The 14,135-nt window shown below is 29.8% G+C and carries 16 protein-coding genes; 8 read left to right on the forward strand and 8 right to left on the reverse strand.

Annotation, left to right across the window (positions count from 1 at the left end; genetic code table 11):
- From ACOSP6_RS08700 to ACOSP6_RS08715, 4 genes are all read left to right on the forward strand, one after another.
- Entirely contained in the window at positions 1–480 is a 480-nt protein-coding gene (locus tag ACOSP6_RS08700) for a nuclear transport factor 2 family protein (protein ID WP_422095138.1), read from the forward strand.
- A 14-nt stretch (positions 481–494) separates the two neighbouring features.
- Complete coding sequence (locus ACOSP6_RS08705; RefSeq protein WP_422095139.1) at positions 495–1,067, forward strand: sigma-70 family RNA polymerase sigma factor; 573 nt, start codon at positions 495–497, stop codon at positions 1,065–1,067.
- Positions 1,068–1,070: 3 nt separating this feature from the next.
- Positions 1,071–1,334 (forward strand): hypothetical protein, encoded by a 264-nt coding sequence (locus ACOSP6_RS08710; RefSeq protein ID WP_422095140.1) that lies wholly within the window; start codon positions 1,071–1,073, stop codon positions 1,332–1,334.
- 100 nt (positions 1,335–1,434) lie between these two features.
- Positions 1,435–2,076 carry an O-methyltransferase gene (locus ACOSP6_RS08715; RefSeq protein WP_422095141.1) on the forward strand — a complete coding sequence of 214 codons (642 nt, stop codon included), beginning with the start codon at positions 1,435–1,437 and terminating at the stop codon, positions 2,074–2,076.
- Positions 2,077–2,087: 11 nt separating this feature from the next.
- On the opposite strand, the gene ACOSP6_RS08720 is transcribed toward ACOSP6_RS08715, so the two are convergent.
- Entirely contained in the window at positions 2,088–2,369 is a 282-nt protein-coding gene (locus ACOSP6_RS08720) for a Sec-independent protein translocase subunit TatA/TatB (RefSeq protein WP_422095142.1), read from the reverse strand.
- A 62-nt stretch (positions 2,370–2,431) separates the two neighbouring features.
- Complete coding sequence (locus ACOSP6_RS08725) at positions 2,432–4,723, reverse strand: M28 family peptidase (RefSeq protein WP_422095143.1); 2,292 nt, start codon at positions 4,721–4,723, stop codon at positions 2,432–2,434.
- A gap of 194 nt (positions 4,724–4,917) precedes the next feature.
- Here ACOSP6_RS08725 and ACOSP6_RS08730 point away from each other — a divergent pair, with 194 nt between their 5' ends.
- Positions 4,918–5,385, forward strand: a complete 468-nt coding sequence (locus ACOSP6_RS08730; protein ID WP_422095144.1) for a CBS domain-containing protein — start codon at positions 4,918–4,920, stop codon at positions 5,383–5,385.
- Positions 5,386–5,388: 3 nt separating this feature from the next.
- Here ACOSP6_RS08730 and ACOSP6_RS08735 read toward each other — a convergent pair whose 3' ends face one another.
- Together ACOSP6_RS08735 and ACOSP6_RS08740 are read right to left on the reverse strand one after the other, a co-directional pair.
- A complete protein-coding gene (locus ACOSP6_RS08735; protein ID WP_422095145.1) occupies positions 5,389–6,066 on the reverse strand; it encodes a GIDE domain-containing protein in 678 nt (225 codons plus the stop codon).
- A 41-nt stretch (positions 6,067–6,107) separates the two neighbouring features.
- On the reverse strand, positions 6,108–6,461 hold the full coding sequence (locus ACOSP6_RS08740) for a hypothetical protein (RefSeq protein ID WP_422095146.1): 354 nt from the start codon (positions 6,459–6,461) through the stop codon (positions 6,108–6,110).
- A 161-nt stretch (positions 6,462–6,622) separates the two neighbouring features.
- Here ACOSP6_RS08740 and ACOSP6_RS08745 point away from each other — a divergent pair, with 161 nt between their 5' ends.
- Positions 6,623–6,958 carry a single-stranded DNA-binding protein gene (locus tag ACOSP6_RS08745; protein WP_422095147.1) on the forward strand — a complete coding sequence of 112 codons (336 nt, stop codon included), beginning with the start codon at positions 6,623–6,625 and terminating at the stop codon, positions 6,956–6,958.
- Between the two features lie 103 nt (positions 6,959–7,061).
- Here ACOSP6_RS08745 and ACOSP6_RS08750 read toward each other — a convergent pair whose 3' ends face one another.
- Together ACOSP6_RS08750 and ACOSP6_RS08755 are read right to left on the reverse strand one after the other, a co-directional pair.
- Positions 7,062–7,814 (reverse strand): TerC family protein, encoded by a 753-nt coding sequence (locus ACOSP6_RS08750; protein ID WP_422095148.1) that lies wholly within the window; start codon positions 7,812–7,814, stop codon positions 7,062–7,064.
- Positions 7,815–7,875: 61 nt separating this feature from the next.
- A complete protein-coding gene (locus ACOSP6_RS08755; RefSeq protein WP_422095593.1) occupies positions 7,876–8,622 on the reverse strand; it encodes a sulfite exporter TauE/SafE family protein in 747 nt (248 codons plus the stop codon).
- A 256-nt stretch (positions 8,623–8,878) separates the two neighbouring features.
- On the opposite strand from ACOSP6_RS08755, the gene ACOSP6_RS08760 reads away from it, so the two are divergent.
- Both ACOSP6_RS08760 and ACOSP6_RS08765 read left to right on the forward strand, forming a co-directional pair.
- Positions 8,879–9,406, forward strand: a complete 528-nt coding sequence (locus tag ACOSP6_RS08760) for an RNA polymerase sigma factor (RefSeq protein WP_422095149.1) — start codon at positions 8,879–8,881, stop codon at positions 9,404–9,406.
- A gap of 2 nt (positions 9,407–9,408) precedes the next feature.
- A complete protein-coding gene (locus ACOSP6_RS08765; RefSeq protein ID WP_422095150.1) occupies positions 9,409–10,212 on the forward strand; it encodes an anti-sigma factor in 804 nt (267 codons plus the stop codon).
- A gap of 261 nt (positions 10,213–10,473) precedes the next feature.
- Here ACOSP6_RS08765 and ACOSP6_RS08770 read toward each other — a convergent pair whose 3' ends face one another.
- Both ACOSP6_RS08770 and ACOSP6_RS08775 read right to left on the reverse strand, forming a co-directional pair.
- Complete coding sequence (locus tag ACOSP6_RS08770) at positions 10,474–12,723, reverse strand: TonB-dependent receptor (RefSeq protein ID WP_422095151.1); 2,250 nt, start codon at positions 12,721–12,723, stop codon at positions 10,474–10,476.
- The gene (locus ACOSP6_RS08775) at positions 12,723–14,009 is read right to left on the reverse strand and encodes a tetratricopeptide repeat protein (protein ID WP_422095152.1); all 1,287 of its coding nucleotides are present in this window, start codon (positions 14,007–14,009) and stop codon (positions 12,723–12,725) included. The genes ACOSP6_RS08770 and ACOSP6_RS08775 overlap by 1 nt, the downstream gene beginning before the upstream one ends.
- Positions 14,010–14,135: the final 126 nt, after the last annotated feature.

The raw sequence follows: 14,135 nt of genomic DNA on the forward strand, positions 1-14,135 counted from the left end.
ATGAGAATATATTTACCCTCACTTTTAATAATTTTCTTAAGTTTTAATCTTTCTGCCCAAAGCACTTCTGAAGAGAAAGAAATTAAGAAAGTAATTCAAACTTTTTTTGAAGGCTTACATACTGGAGATTCAACTGTGGCCTCTAAAACACTTCATTTAGATATAAAAATTCAAACGACTTTTACAAATAAAGAAGGAGTAAAGATTTTAAGAAATCAAAAGAGAGAAGAGTTATTAAAAGGAATAGCTAGTAAGAAAAAAGAAGATGTTTATTTTGAGAAATTACTGTCATACGATATAAAAGTTGATGGAAATTTGGCGTCAGTTTGGACACCTTATGAGTTTTACTACAATAATAACTTTAGTCATTGTGGTGCTAATTCATTTCAACTGTTCAATAATAACGGTAAATGGGAAATTATTTTTTTAGTAGATATGAGAAAGAGGGTAGGTTGTAAAGTAGTTCAAGAAAAAAAATAATGTATCTTTAAAGCGTGAGTGAAACTAGTAAAAAACAACTATTAAATCCTAATACTTGGGTAGATAGCTATTCTGACTATTTGTTTAATTATGCAATAGTTAGGGTGAATAGTTCTGATATTGCGAAGGATTTAGTTCAGGAAACCTTTTTCGCAGGTTTAAGATCTGCGAAGAATTTCGAAGGAAAATCAACAGAAAGAACCTGGCTGATTTCTATTTTGAAGCGCAAAATTATTGACTACTATCGAAAGATAAACTCTAAAAAAGGACAAGCTGAGGTTCGAATGAGTTTTTATGAAGATGGAGAAAACGAAGGAAATTGGATTGAAGAACGTGTGCCTCAATCATGGAGTAGTGAAACGGAGAAGGAAATAGAAAACGAAGAATTAAAAAACCAAATAGATGATTGTATCGATCATCTCCCAGAGAAATATGCAATGGTTTTCAGAATGAAAACAATTCAAGAGTTTGAAACTGAAGAAATTTGTAAGGAGTTAGATATAACACCGTCAAACCTTTGGGTGATCATCCATAGAGCAAGAACGCAACTGAGAAGTTGTATGGAAAAAAATTGGTTCAATAAATAACAAATGTTTAAATTTTTAAAAATTACCTGTCAAGATGCAAATGAGATTTGTAATAAATCTCAATACAATGAAGCAACTCTCTTAGAGAAGGTAAAGCTAAACATTCATATAGCTTTTTGTAAGATTTGTGCTTTGTATTCTAAACAGAATGCTAAATTAACAGACATCTTTAAATCAAAGGCTATTGATTGTAAGAATCATGTTCATTGTATGAATGAAAACGACAAAGAATTATTAAAAGAAAAATTAAAAGAAATGTCAAGTTAGTTTCTTTTAATGAATTAAAAGAACGTTTTTGATTTTTTGTTAGATTAAAACGGAGTTTACTTAGAATTTAGGTAAATTCCGTTTTTTTAAATTTAAATAGATGCACTTTTTACCAGAAGATATTGATAATTATGTAGTACAACACTCTCAGCAGGAGCCTCAATTGCTGAAAGAGTTAAGCAGAGAAACTTGGCAGAAAGTATTAAATCCAAGAATGTTAAGCGGAGCTTTTCAGGGAAGGGTTTTGAGTATGATTTCCAAATTAATTTCTCCAAAAACGATTCTAGAGATTGGAACTTACACAGGTTATTCTGCTTTGTGTTTAGCTGAAGGTCTTCAAGAAAATGGAGTTTTACATACCATTGATAAAAATGAAGAATTGGAAGAATTACAAACTAAGTATTTTGAGAAATCTTCTTTTGGAAATCAAATAAAGCAATATGTTGGAAATGCCATTGAGATTATTCCTACCGTAGAAGATAGTTTTGATTTAGTTTTTATTGATGCCGATAAATCAAATTATTTAAATTACTTCGAGTTGATCATCGGAAAAATGAATAAAGGAGGAATTATACTGTCGGATAATGTTTTGTGGAGTGGTAAAGTAATTGAGCCTTTAGATGAAAAAGATATTGACACAAAGGTTTTACTTGAGTACAATCGTCTATTAAATGAAGACCAAAGGATTGAAACAGTTTTATTACCAATTCGAGATGGTTTAACCGTAAGTCGAGTAAAATAAAGGAATTCGTTTTACATGTTCCTTTTAATAGGACCAGTTAAATCGTCTATATTGTCTTTAACTTCGTTTACCTCTTTGTTAATATCCGAAACAATATCAGTATCAATTCCTTGATTTTTAGCGCTGTCGTTTATTTCCCTTTTTATCTCATTAGTAGCATCTTTTACTTGACGCATACCCTTTCCTAATCCACGAGCTATTTCAGGAATTTTATTTGGTCCGAATACAATTAATACAATTGCAAAAATTACAAAAATCTCAGGACCACTTATGAATAACAATACTATGTTCATGGCTACAAAGATACATAAATTACCGTACCTTGTTTTTTATCTACCTAGAAAAACAGTTAAAATTATTCTATAATAATTTCTTTACTACTAATGATAGCATCATTAGTTACAAATGGCATTGGCATCATCTTATCATCTCTAACTTTTAAGTTGAAAGACGAATGAGAAAGTAATTCGTTCGACACTTCATTTAAAGTGAGGTGTAGCTTTTGATCTTTTTGAAACTTAATTCTAAGATTTAACCCTTTATCTTCATTTCCTAAATGATAGATTAAGAGTGTTTGTTTTTTTAGGTTTTTATTTTCCTCATAAATAGGTGCAGAATTGGCCGATAAAGAGGATAGTTGTATTTGATTATTGTTAAAAATCTCATATTTCGTAATGTCCCTTTGTGGTTGAATTTTCAACCAAATTTCACGCTCATTACCTATAATAGTGTCTAATTCTTTTTGAATAATAGAAGTTTTAATTTCTTTATAATCAGCTTTTTTCAGATAGTTGAATTTTCTGTTGTATTTGTTTACAGTTTCAGCATTTTTTATGCTTCCTTCAGTAAAACTTTGATCAAAAATTTGTTTAGTGTAGTTGTCTAAAGTTTTATTATAAGTTCCCCAATACGCAGTTTTGGTGTCAATATTTTGAATGTAAACTAAACTATTTGGTTTTCTTCTATCTATTGAAAATCCACTATTTATAGTAGCTAGAAAGAAAAAAAGAATCGTTCCGATACCGGCTAATATTACCCATTGGTTTTTTCTTTTATTTTGATGAAAAATAGGAATTAACAGTCCCAATAATAAGGCTATAAATATTGCAGAAATAAATAAGTTCTTTAAACCTAAACCTACAGGAAACATTTTTATTAATGGTCCAAAAATGTATAACGAGGGAATAAACAAAATTGTAATAGTTAGGTTTTTAACTCTTTTATTTTCAATAATTAGTAAGGATAATACTAGTAGCGCCGTAAAAATTGGAATTAAAAAGAATGCTGCGCCTCTTATATAGTTATAGATAAGTATGTTTATTAGCACCCAAAAAATAATAGGGAATACCAATAAATCGATAGATTTTATATTTTTGAATTGGTTATATATTTTAAAAACAATCCAAATATTTAAAAGACAAAAGGCGGCTATGTAATAATACCCATTGTAGGTAAAACCATGCAGCATATCATTATAAGACGGATGAAGTATTAAAATTAGTTTCCACAATAAAATCGTTACTACAGTACCAGAAGTTAAAGATGCTAAAAAAGGGATACTTCCTTTTAAAATACCTAATTCAGTTAAGGCTTTCTTTCGAATTCCAATAAAAATAAGTCCTATAAGAATAATAATGGCGATTACGATGAGAGGCAAAATCCATGCAAAAGGAAATGTAAGTAAACCTATGAAAGGAAAATTTACAAATACATAATCTTTATCGCTATTTAATTTTGATAAATCAGTTTCAGAAAAATAGTTTAAACAAGAAACAAAATAGTCTTTTTGATGAGCTAATGAAGAACGGTCTAATCTTCTATAGTTATCCATAACAGTATGGTAATCAAAATGATCGCCAATAAACGCGAAGTTAAATCCATTAATATTCGCTCCTTCTCTAAAAACGGTTAAATCAGTATCATTTGGTAGCATTTTGTAGACACTGTACATCAATGAGTTTGCAGCAGGGTATGATGTATTGGCATTTAAAAATTCTTTTAAAAGATGACTGTTCTTACCATTAGTTTCCATCAACATATAGCTAGGTCCACCACTACCTCTAGCTTCAAAATTTAAAACTAGACCAACATTTTTTGCTTCAGGATGATATTTTACAAAAGCCTCTGCACCTAACAGTCCTATTTCTTCAGCATCAGTAAAAAGTATTATGATATCGTTTTTAGGAATTATGTTTTTTACTAGAAAAGCTCTTATACCTTCTAAAATAGTTACTATTCCAGATCCCGCATCAGATGCACCAATGGATGAGTGCGGATTACTGTCGTAATGACTTGCTACTAATAAAGATTTTCCATCTGAACTACCTTTAATTTTTGCAATAATATTTTCTACAGTTGTGCCGGCTCTCCACTTCTTATTAAAGACCGTTTTGGTTTGTATTTCCGGCTCTAAACCTAAGTTTTTTAGTTCTGTGAATAAATAATTCTGAACTTTTTTATGTTCTGATGTACCGACATGATGTGGCTTTTGAGAAATATTATTTAAATGATGTAAAGCATTAGTAATAGACAATTCTTCGATTGAATTTTCGGTAACTTCATCCGAGCTCGGTTTCATATCATGGAACCCCCAATAAACAGCTAAAAGAAGAATGAATAAGGTAAACGTTTTGTTGGTTGTGGTCATTTGATTTTACTTTCTTTTTTAAGCAGTTAACACCTGTAATTTTTAAGATACTTAATACTCTTTTTAATTTTAAATTAATAGTAGAAACCTAAGTTAGTTTTATTGGAATTAAAAATAGGAAAATTAAATCATAAGTATATGTTTTTATAAGTAACTATAAATCAGTATATTTAGATAAACTAAACTACACAATTATGGGAATTAAAAGCTTTCAAGGTAAACGAACAGTAACGATTAGTAAACCATCTGAACCGATTTTAGTTTCAGATTATATGACCAGAGATTTAATAACTTTTAAAGAAGATCAAGCTATTGAGGATGTTATTGAGACTCTTATAAAAAATAAAATATCTGGTGGACCAGTTGTTAATAGTAAGAATGAATTGATTGGAATTATTTCTGAAGGAGATTGTATGAAACAAATCTCGGAAAGCAGATATTATAATTTACCAATTGATAAGAGTAATACGGTTGGAAAAGCTATGGTAAAAGAAGTGGAAACCATCGATGGTAATATGAATGTTTTTGATGCAGCCAATAAATTTTTAGAATCAAAAAGACGTAGATTTCCTATTGTCGAAAATGGAAAACTAGTAGGTCAAATAAGTCAGAAAGATATTTTAAAAGCAGCCCTGAAGATGAAAGGAAACTCTTGGAAGTAAAATTTAAATTCTTTTGTTGACTCTTTTTTTAGGTAAATCTGTGATTATGATTTTCTGTTTTTCATTGCTTTCTAAAGCAGCAATTTTGGAATATGAATATCCTTCAATTGGCTCGTTTAAGTTTTTCCATTTAGCAATTCCTGCCACTGTAATTTCTTCACCTATTTCAATGATTGCTTCTTGATAGCGTATGTTTTTCTTGAACCCTAAAAAGCCTTTGCTTCTTACATTATAATTTTTTAATAGTCGTTCAAATTCAGGTGTACTATCTTGGAAATAACCATAAGAAGCCTTCTTGTCTACGACTAAATGAGATTTATAGTTTTTTGGGTTTCTGGAAGGTGATACAATTACATACTCACCATTTTTTTCAATAAAGAAAGGTTGAAACTTTTCTTCTTTAACTATGGTAGCCCAATGCGAACTTTTACCGGTATGTCTTTTTTCCTCTATTTTTATTTTATAGAAGATACATTTTCTTTTACTAAAAGGGGCAGTTAATGGTTCTTCAACATGCAAAGCTTTTCCGGTTACTTTCGTAAGTTGATTGGTTCTAATGCCGCTAATACCCGAACTCGGTAATTTTTTTAAGGTACGGATAACCATTTGTTTATTGTCGAAATAATAAATAAGATAAAATATAACTACAATTACAGGTATAATAATAAAAAGAATTTCCATGCTCGTTAGTTTTACTAATTAGTCAAATGTTTGCAAAAAAGTTACAGTTCTTTTTTTATTAGTAAAAACAAATCGTTTTCTAAAGGTAAATAACCTTGGTTATAAACATAAAAGTAAGTATTACCTGTTTTAGTATTGTAAATTGATGTGAATAATTGAAAGTCAAAACCCTTATCATACAATTTTGTTCTAGATACTTTTGTTTTACCACTTGAATTTAATTCAGATAGTATTTTGTAATTTTTTTTAAGTCGATTATTGATGTTTCTTATTAAATTTTTAGTGTCTTTATCGACTTTGTTATTGTAAGTATTTCGGCAATAATCGGAGCAAAACTTTTGATCAGACCTTCCTTTTAGTTCTTCTGAACATTCTAAACACATTCTTTTTTCCATAGTATGTAAATATATAAAATTATCTGAATGTAATCGACTACAATTGTTTACAATCGAAAGTAATTGTTTTGCAACCGACTTCAACTTTGATTTCATCGCATCTTTGCAGTGTCATTATTCAATGGCAAGGTCTTAACTGTTAAACGATAAAATTAAATAACATGAACGCATTAAAAAATAGAGTACAGTTAATTGGGAATTTAGGAAACAAACCAGAAGTAATCCTTTTAGATTCTGGAAAGAAACTGGCAAAATTTTCGGTTGCAACAAATGAAACGTACAAAAATTCAAATGGAGAAAAAGTTACAGATACACAATGGCACAACGTTGTAGCTTGGAACAAAACTGCTGAAATTATTGAAAGCTACTTAGATAAAGGAAGTGAAGTAATGATTGAAGGAAAATTAACATCAAGAAGTTATGAAACTGAAAGTGGAGAAAAAAGATACATTACCGAAGTAGTTTGTAATGAATTACTAATGTTAGGAAATAAGTAGAGGGGGAAATTGCTAAACTCGAAAAAAGAAAAATGAAAAAGAAGAAAATCCAGTAGTGAAAACTACTGGATTTTTCTTTTTTCTAAAATATAATTTAAAGCTATTAATTGTTTAAAGTTGGATTTTTCGAGGGCTTGATTCTTATAATTAATGAAATTACAAAAATTGAGAATCCCATAGAAAAATAAATATATCCTTTAGCTATAGGTTGTTCGATACTTTCAGCGATAAGGGTAATTCCAATTAATAATAAAAAAGCTAAAGCCAATATTTTAACACTTGGATGTTTACTTACAAATCCACTCACCATTTTTATTGAAAAAACCATAATAACCATGGCTATTACTACGGCAATAACCATTATTTCAACATGTTTCGCCATACCTACAGCCGTTATAACCGAGTCTAAACCGAAAACAATATCTAATAAACCTATTTGAACTATCGTTTGGAAAAATGATAACTTTTTTATGGAGAATTCACTATCCTCTCCTTCGAGCATCTCGTATATTTCACTAATGCTCTTGTAAATTAAAAATAATCCACCTACCAATAGAATTAAATCTCTACCCGATATTGCTAAATTTTCATGCCATACTCCCGAAATTCCTATCCAATTTGCAACATTAAAAATGGTACTTGTAAGTGTCATGACCCAAGTAATACTAAAAAGTAAAATAACTCTTGTAAATAATGCAAATGCGAGTCCTAAAACACGAGCTCTTTGTTGTTGTTCAACAGGAAGTTTGTCGGTTTGAATAGTAATAAATACGATATTATCAATACCTAAAACAATTTCCATTATTGTTAAGGTAATTAAGGAAGCTAAAGTTTCGGCGCTAAAGAACCACTCCATAATTTAATGTTAATTGAATTTTACTAATTGTGTTTTAGTTGACCCTGAGTTTTATTCCAATTTAAGATGGACTAAATTTAACAAATACATTTATAAGAGTAACTATTCCAATAAGCAATATTAGTAGTAATGATATTTTTTTAAATTTATCTTGAGGAATGTATGCCAATATTTTTTTTCCCAGGTAAGTACCTACGATTCCAATTAAAAGTAAAAAAGGTAAATATATAAGGTATTCTTTTTGGATATATCCGTTTTTGAAATAAACAATTGAACGAGCAAAATCGATTAAAAAATCGATGAAAGCTGAGGTTGCGATAAATACGTTTTTTTCTAAATTAAAAGCAGACATTGTTAAGCCCCTAATAGCTCCCCCAGTTCCTAACAAACCAGCTGAAAACCCAGAAAAGATACCACCTGTAATTGCATTCTTTTTGTTTGGAGGAATCACTAATTTTTTTCTTATTAGAAATAATAAACTCAATGCAATAAGGAAAAAAGCAAGGAAAATTTCTAAGTAATCACTTTTTAAAACTTTAGATAATAATCCGCCGATAATAACAAATACAACCGACGGAATACCAATATTAATCAGTAGTTTTTTGTCGATTCCTTTTTTAAAGAGAACAATCTTACTGAGGTTGCTAAATAAGTGAAAAACAGCTGTAAGTCCTAATACAGCATAAAAGTCAAAGTAAAAATTTCCAATTGGCACAAAAAATACAGAAGATCCAAAACCTCCAATAGTTCCAATAATCTCTGCTAACAAAGCAAGTAGGATAAAAATATAATTGATTCTACTCAAGATAAAGTATTTTTTGACAAGTTGAACAGATTAAAAAACCTCAGATCAAATCCTAAATGGTTTTACAATTTATCATTTTAATCATAATATTACCTTAGAAAACAAATTCTTTTGGAGTTTAAAGTTCAGACTTGGAGATATAAAGTATATCAAATGATAAAACAACTTACAATGTTTTAATCAACCGATAAAATTATTTTTTCATTTATAAATGTAAATTAACACCCTTTTTTTTACTAAATTCACAGAAATCATAAGTATGGAACTCGAAGAACTTCTGAAAAAGTTTAAAGAAAAAGATGCTTTAGCTTTTGAGCAGCTTTATGAAATGTATTATAAAAATATTCTAGGTGTAGTTTTTAATATTGTTAGAGACAATGATGTTGCAGAAGAAGTAACTCAAGATGTATTTATGAAGGCATGGAACAATGCACATTCTTACTCCGCAAAAAAAGGGCGTTTTTTTACTTGGATGTTGAATATTGCGCGAAATGCAGCAATTGATAAAACAAGATCTAAAGAATTTAACAAGAAATCTAAAAACCTTGATGCCGAAATTTTCGTAGATATATTACAGGACAATGTTAATTTAGATAACAGAACAGATGCAATTGGAATAAAAGGGTTTGTAAATAAGCTAGCAGAAACATGTAAAAAGCTTATCGATTTACTTTATTTCAAAGGATTTACTCAAAAAGAAGCATCTGAGAGTTTAGAAATTCCTTTAGGAACTGTAAAAACGAGAAATAGAAATTGTCTTACTAACTTAAGAACAATGTTAGAATAATCATGGATATAAAAGAATACATAGCGTCAGGAATTTTAGAGTTATATGTTGCTGGTTCACTTTCTGAGAAAGAAAATGAAGAAGTGTATGAAATGCTATTAAAATATCCTGAGCTATTAACAGAAGTGCAAAAAATAGAAGGAACCGTATCAACTTTAACATCAAGTGTTGCTCCGGCTAAAAAAGAACCTTCTTTCAAGAATTTATTAATTAAAATTATTCAGGATAAAGAGTCAAATACTAAAGTAATTCCGATTGATTCGAAAAGAAGAAACTGGGTTACTTATACAGGTTGGGCGGCTTCAATAATTGTAGGTAGTGCATTACTTTTCTCTCAATTAAATAGCTCATCTTTATCTGAAGAATTAAAAGAAACTAGTGCTAAAAATGAGCAGTTTCAGGAAAAATTAAAAGAAACAACTACAAATTTAGAAACGAATAAAACGTTGTTAGCTGCTATTCGTGATAAAAACGTAATTAGTATTCCTTTACAAGGACAAAAAGTTTCACCTGATTCATATGCAAAAGTATATTGGAATAAAACCACTGAAAAAATTTATGTTGATGTTCAAGGGCTTCCTGATCCACCAAAAGGTAAGGTGTATCAATTATGGTCTTTAAAATTAGAGCCATTAACTCCTACGAGTTTGGGTACATTAGATAATTTTATGGCAGATGCGAATAAAATATTTTCTATATCGAATCCTAATGAATCTCAAGCGTTTGGAATTACTTTAGAGCCAGAAGGTGGAAGTGAAAGCCCAACTTTAGAACAATTATATACTATTGGAGTTGTTGAGTCTTAAAAAGGAATATAGAATTATATAAACAAATTAACCCTGTACTTAATCGTACAGGGTTTTATTTTATCAATCATTTGTCTTGGATTTTCATTTTCTTATTTAAGTTCTCTCTGAGTCTCAATAGATAGAATATTTTTAGTTGAGATTTATAAAAATAACAATAGCCACAACTACGTGACTATTGTTTTACGCTAATGAATCTTAGCCCCCCGGATAGATTACATTAACGATGATTTTAAATAAAAATCATAAAACTACTCTTAACTAAAATTTATAGGTGATGGTTGCTTTGGCATTAAATGGTGTTCCTGGAGTAAAATGAATTTCTTCAACAGGAGCTGTTTCATTTGATAACTGAGAATTTGTTGCAAACTGAGTTTCATTCCATTCAGTGTCAAATATATTTTCAATATTCACTCCAAGGGTAATATTTTTTATTGTGTAATTAAGGTTAAAATCGCTTACAAAATAACCTTCAGCAACGATTGAATTATCTTCGTTTGCCGGACGATTATCTATATATCTAAATTGCAATCCACCAGAAAAATTTTGTACATCGTTAAAAGAAATTCCTCCTGTTAATGTAAAATCTGGAGCTAATGGAATATAATCTTCACCAGAAACTGCTTCTAAACTTCTAGCAGTTGTTAATGTTAAATCGGAATCAAAATATATTTTAGGAGATAATTGATAACGTAACCCAAAATCTAAACCATATCTTCTTGATTTTCCCGAAGGTTCAATTATTCCAGCATCGCCAACGTATACCAATTCTTCTTCAGAAAGTAAATACCACAAAGCTGAGTTTATGATTAAATTTTTTGATGGTTTCCAAACACCACCAACATCTACACCATAAGCTCTTGGTAGTAATTTTCGTGTATCTTCTTGAAGAATAACCCTTGCATCATTTGAGTGAAAACCAATTCCACTTTTAACAAACAGTTGTAAGTTGTCATTAGCATCGTAGGTTACATTAAGTTTAGGGTTTACAATCGTTTTACTTTTAGAAAGAGTTTGGTAATTAGTTTCAAGCCTGTTGTTATACAAAAACTTAAAATAGTCTAAGCGTAAAGCGGGCGATATTTCGAACTTACCGGTACTAAAACTGGCGTCAAAAAAGGTGTAAAAATTTGTTTGATTAACATCTCCAAGTTGTATTTGCTGTAATGTTTCATTTCTATTTTTTGTTTTTGATAGTTCAATGTTTTTTATGTCATCGAAACGGATTCCAATTCCTTGGTTATACTTAACTGTAGCTGTTCCGAAATCTTTTTTGTTTGAATAGTTTGCGTTGAATCCGTAGATATTTCGTCGTTCACGTTGGCGAATCTGATCACCGTTTACTGGATATTCTAAAAAGAATGTGAAATTAGAAAATAAATCGAAATTATAATTAGATACATACGCATTAGCGGTAAGTCCACCACCGTCTTGTAATGATTTTAATAATTGAATATTAAAGTTTGAACGAGAAGTTTCTCCTCCTTCAGTATCATCAATTGCTCCAAATCGAGTGATGTTTCCATTGTCAACCTCACGTTGAGGTATTTGTCCAGAAGCATCCCAATCACTCGTAAAATGAGAAGCAGTTAAAATAATTTGATCTGAGTTTTCTAATATAGCTCTATACTTAGCAAATAAATTGATACGATTAAAATTCTGAGGAGATTCAAAAGGTCCATCGCTTTCTATGTATTCAATTGCCATGTAAGCACTACTTTTTTTAGAACTCTCGGTTAAATTGAACATACCGAGAGTTCTAAGGGTATTAAAATAACCAAACCTAACACTTATATTGTTTTTTTCAATATTGTTTTTTGTTGAAAAGTCAGCATATCCAGCAGTGTTAAAATCACCCTGATTTGCATAATACGGACCTTTACCAAAATCTATTTTTTGAATAGTTTCAGGAATTAAAAAGTGTAAATCACTATATCCTTGACCATGTGCATGTGAAACCATATTCACAGGCATTCCATCTACTTTAATACTTACATCTGTTCCATGATCAACATCAAATCCTCTTAAAAATATTTGTTCTGCTTTACCACCACCAGCGTGTTGACCAATTATCAATCCTGGTACTTTTCTCATTATTTCTTGTGAAGAATTAACAGGATTTGTTTTTAAGTCTACCGCAACTATAGAGTGTAAAGGATTTTTTGTTTTTCCAATGACTAGCTCATCTAGTTGAAAGATTTTTTCTGTTAGTTGAATTATATGTTTTTTGTTTTGATCTTCTTTTAAAAGAGTAAACTTATGAGTGCTATATCCTAAAATTCCGACTTGTATGGTATCACCTACATGACAATTAGTAAGTTTGAACAAACCATTTGAATTTGAATGCGCATGCGATTGAGACGATAAATTGTAAATATAAGCGTCTGCAATTGGTAATTTATTTTGATTTATTATTTGTCCATTTATTGAAAAAGTATCACTTTTTTGAGCTTCTCCGTAAAAAGCTATTAGTAGTAAACTAAGTAGTATTATAAGTTTTTCTGTTTTCATTATAGCCTCTCTATTTTATTAAAAGTAACTGGTCCTAGTTCATAACTGCATTCCAATAATTCCGTTTTAATTTCTGCAGCTTTATCAAGTAGTCCATTAGCTTTATAAATTTCAGCTAAATGATATAATAAAGACGGCTCAAAGCTCTTTCCAACGATATGTTCGTTAGCTATTGATAATGACTTTTTAAAGTCACCTTTTTTGTATGCAGCCCAAGCTAATAAATCATAAGATTCGGCTGTTGCTCTATTTTCAATTTCTTGAAGGATGATGTTATATGCTTTCGATTGTTCGTCAAATTCATCCAGAATAATCTTTGCAATATGACTATTATACATAACCCCGTAAGACTTATTTTCTGTTTGAGTTAAAAATGAATTCAGATATTTATCCTTCATTTCTAAATTATTCTTGTACTCATATATTTCAGCCATTAGTAATGAGTAATCTGGAGAAGCATTAAATTCTTTTATTTTATTTAAAATCCTTATTGCCTCATCTGGGTTGTTTTCATAAGAATAAACAATCCATGCGATACCTTTTTTTGCGTAACTATTATGAGGCTCGATTGCTAAAGATTTTAAGTAATATTTATATGATTTTTTTATTTCATTATTATGTCCGTAGAAGTCTGCCAAGTTCGTGTAACTCCAAACCAGTAAGTTTTTGTCATTTTTTAGTTTAGCAATGTTCAACGCTTCTTCTAAAAAATTAATTGCTGAATACAAATCACCTTTATGATCACTCCACTTTCCAGCTCTTATATAGTAGTCAAAGTCAGCATATTTTTCTATTTGATTTAAATAATGTTTGGCCTCATTATCATGTCCAAGTTCTAAATGAACATCAAATAGCATTTTTTGAGTAGCTACTAATTTCTCACCACTTTTTTCTGCTTTCTTTAAAATGTTTAATGCCTGTTTGAATTTATGTTGCGAAATATAATTTCTTGCTAATGCTCTTAAATTTCCCACAGAAAAAGCCTTTTCGTTTACTTTTAGTAACTCCTTTTCAGCTTCTTTTAAATACTCAATATTACCTGTTATGGTAAATAACCTAGTATTTATGGAAGCTATTTTACTTAAATAAGGGTATTGTGATGGAGTTTTTTCTAATTTGTTTTTCCAAAAAAATAAATTCTTCTTTACTCGATAAATTTCTGCATCGTTGGATTCAGCTAAGAAGTATTCATAATCATTTTTGTTGGTAATGTTTGTTGAGTTGTTAGTTGAACAACTTATTACTACAAAAGAAGCAATGCTATAAAGTAAATATTTTAGTTTCATGATGTTTTATTTTTTAAATGATGGTAGAGTTACTGGTTGACACACTCTTAATACATCAACCAGCAGGGGGATTACCATTGGGGGATAATTTTTAGGGACTTCTGTGTTCGGGGGACCGTTATCGGG

It is taken from the genome of Tenacibaculum sp. MEBiC06402 (assembly GCF_049239625.1).
In the GTDB taxonomy this organism is placed as follows: Bacteria; Bacteroidota; Bacteroidia; order Flavobacteriales; family Flavobacteriaceae; genus Polaribacter.

Excerpts from the sequence above, each read along its gene's own strand:
- ACOSP6_RS08700 (WP_422095138.1), top strand. The coding sequence starts at position 1 with ATGAGAATATATTTACCCTCACTTTTAATAATTTTCTTAAGTTTTAAT.
- ACOSP6_RS08710 (WP_422095140.1), top strand. The coding sequence starts at position 1,071 with ATGTTTAAATTTTTAAAAATTACCTGTCAAGATGCAAATGAGATTTGT.
- ACOSP6_RS08715 (WP_422095141.1), top strand. The coding sequence starts at position 1,435 with ATGCACTTTTTACCAGAAGATATTGATAATTATGTAGTACAACACTCT.
- ACOSP6_RS08720 (WP_422095142.1), bottom strand. The coding sequence starts at position 2,369 with ATGAACATAGTATTGTTATTCATAAGTGGTCCTGAGATTTTTGTAATT.
- ACOSP6_RS08725 (WP_422095143.1), bottom strand. The coding sequence starts at position 4,723 with ATGACCACAACCAACAAAACGTTTACCTTATTCATTCTTCTTTTAGCT.
- ACOSP6_RS08730 (WP_422095144.1), top strand. The coding sequence starts at position 4,918 with ATGGGAATTAAAAGCTTTCAAGGTAAACGAACAGTAACGATTAGTAAA.
- ACOSP6_RS08735 (WP_422095145.1), bottom strand. The coding sequence starts at position 6,066 with ATGGAAATTCTTTTTATTATTATACCTGTAATTGTAGTTATATTTTAT.
- ACOSP6_RS08740 (WP_422095146.1), bottom strand. The coding sequence starts at position 6,461 with ATGGAAAAAAGAATGTGTTTAGAATGTTCAGAAGAACTAAAAGGAAGG.
- ACOSP6_RS08745 (WP_422095147.1), top strand. The coding sequence starts at position 6,623 with ATGAACGCATTAAAAAATAGAGTACAGTTAATTGGGAATTTAGGAAAC.
- ACOSP6_RS08750 (WP_422095148.1), bottom strand. The coding sequence starts at position 7,814 with ATGGAGTGGTTCTTTAGCGCCGAAACTTTAGCTTCCTTAATTACCTTA.
- ACOSP6_RS08760 (WP_422095149.1), top strand. The coding sequence starts at position 8,879 with ATGGAACTCGAAGAACTTCTGAAAAAGTTTAAAGAAAAAGATGCTTTA.
- ACOSP6_RS08765 (WP_422095150.1), top strand. The coding sequence starts at position 9,409 with ATGGATATAAAAGAATACATAGCGTCAGGAATTTTAGAGTTATATGTT.
- ACOSP6_RS08770 (WP_422095151.1), bottom strand. The coding sequence starts at position 12,723 with ATGAAAACAGAAAAACTTATAATACTACTTAGTTTACTACTAATAGCT.
- ACOSP6_RS08775 (WP_422095152.1), bottom strand. The coding sequence starts at position 14,009 with ATGAAACTAAAATATTTACTTTATAGCATTGCTTCTTTTGTAGTAATA.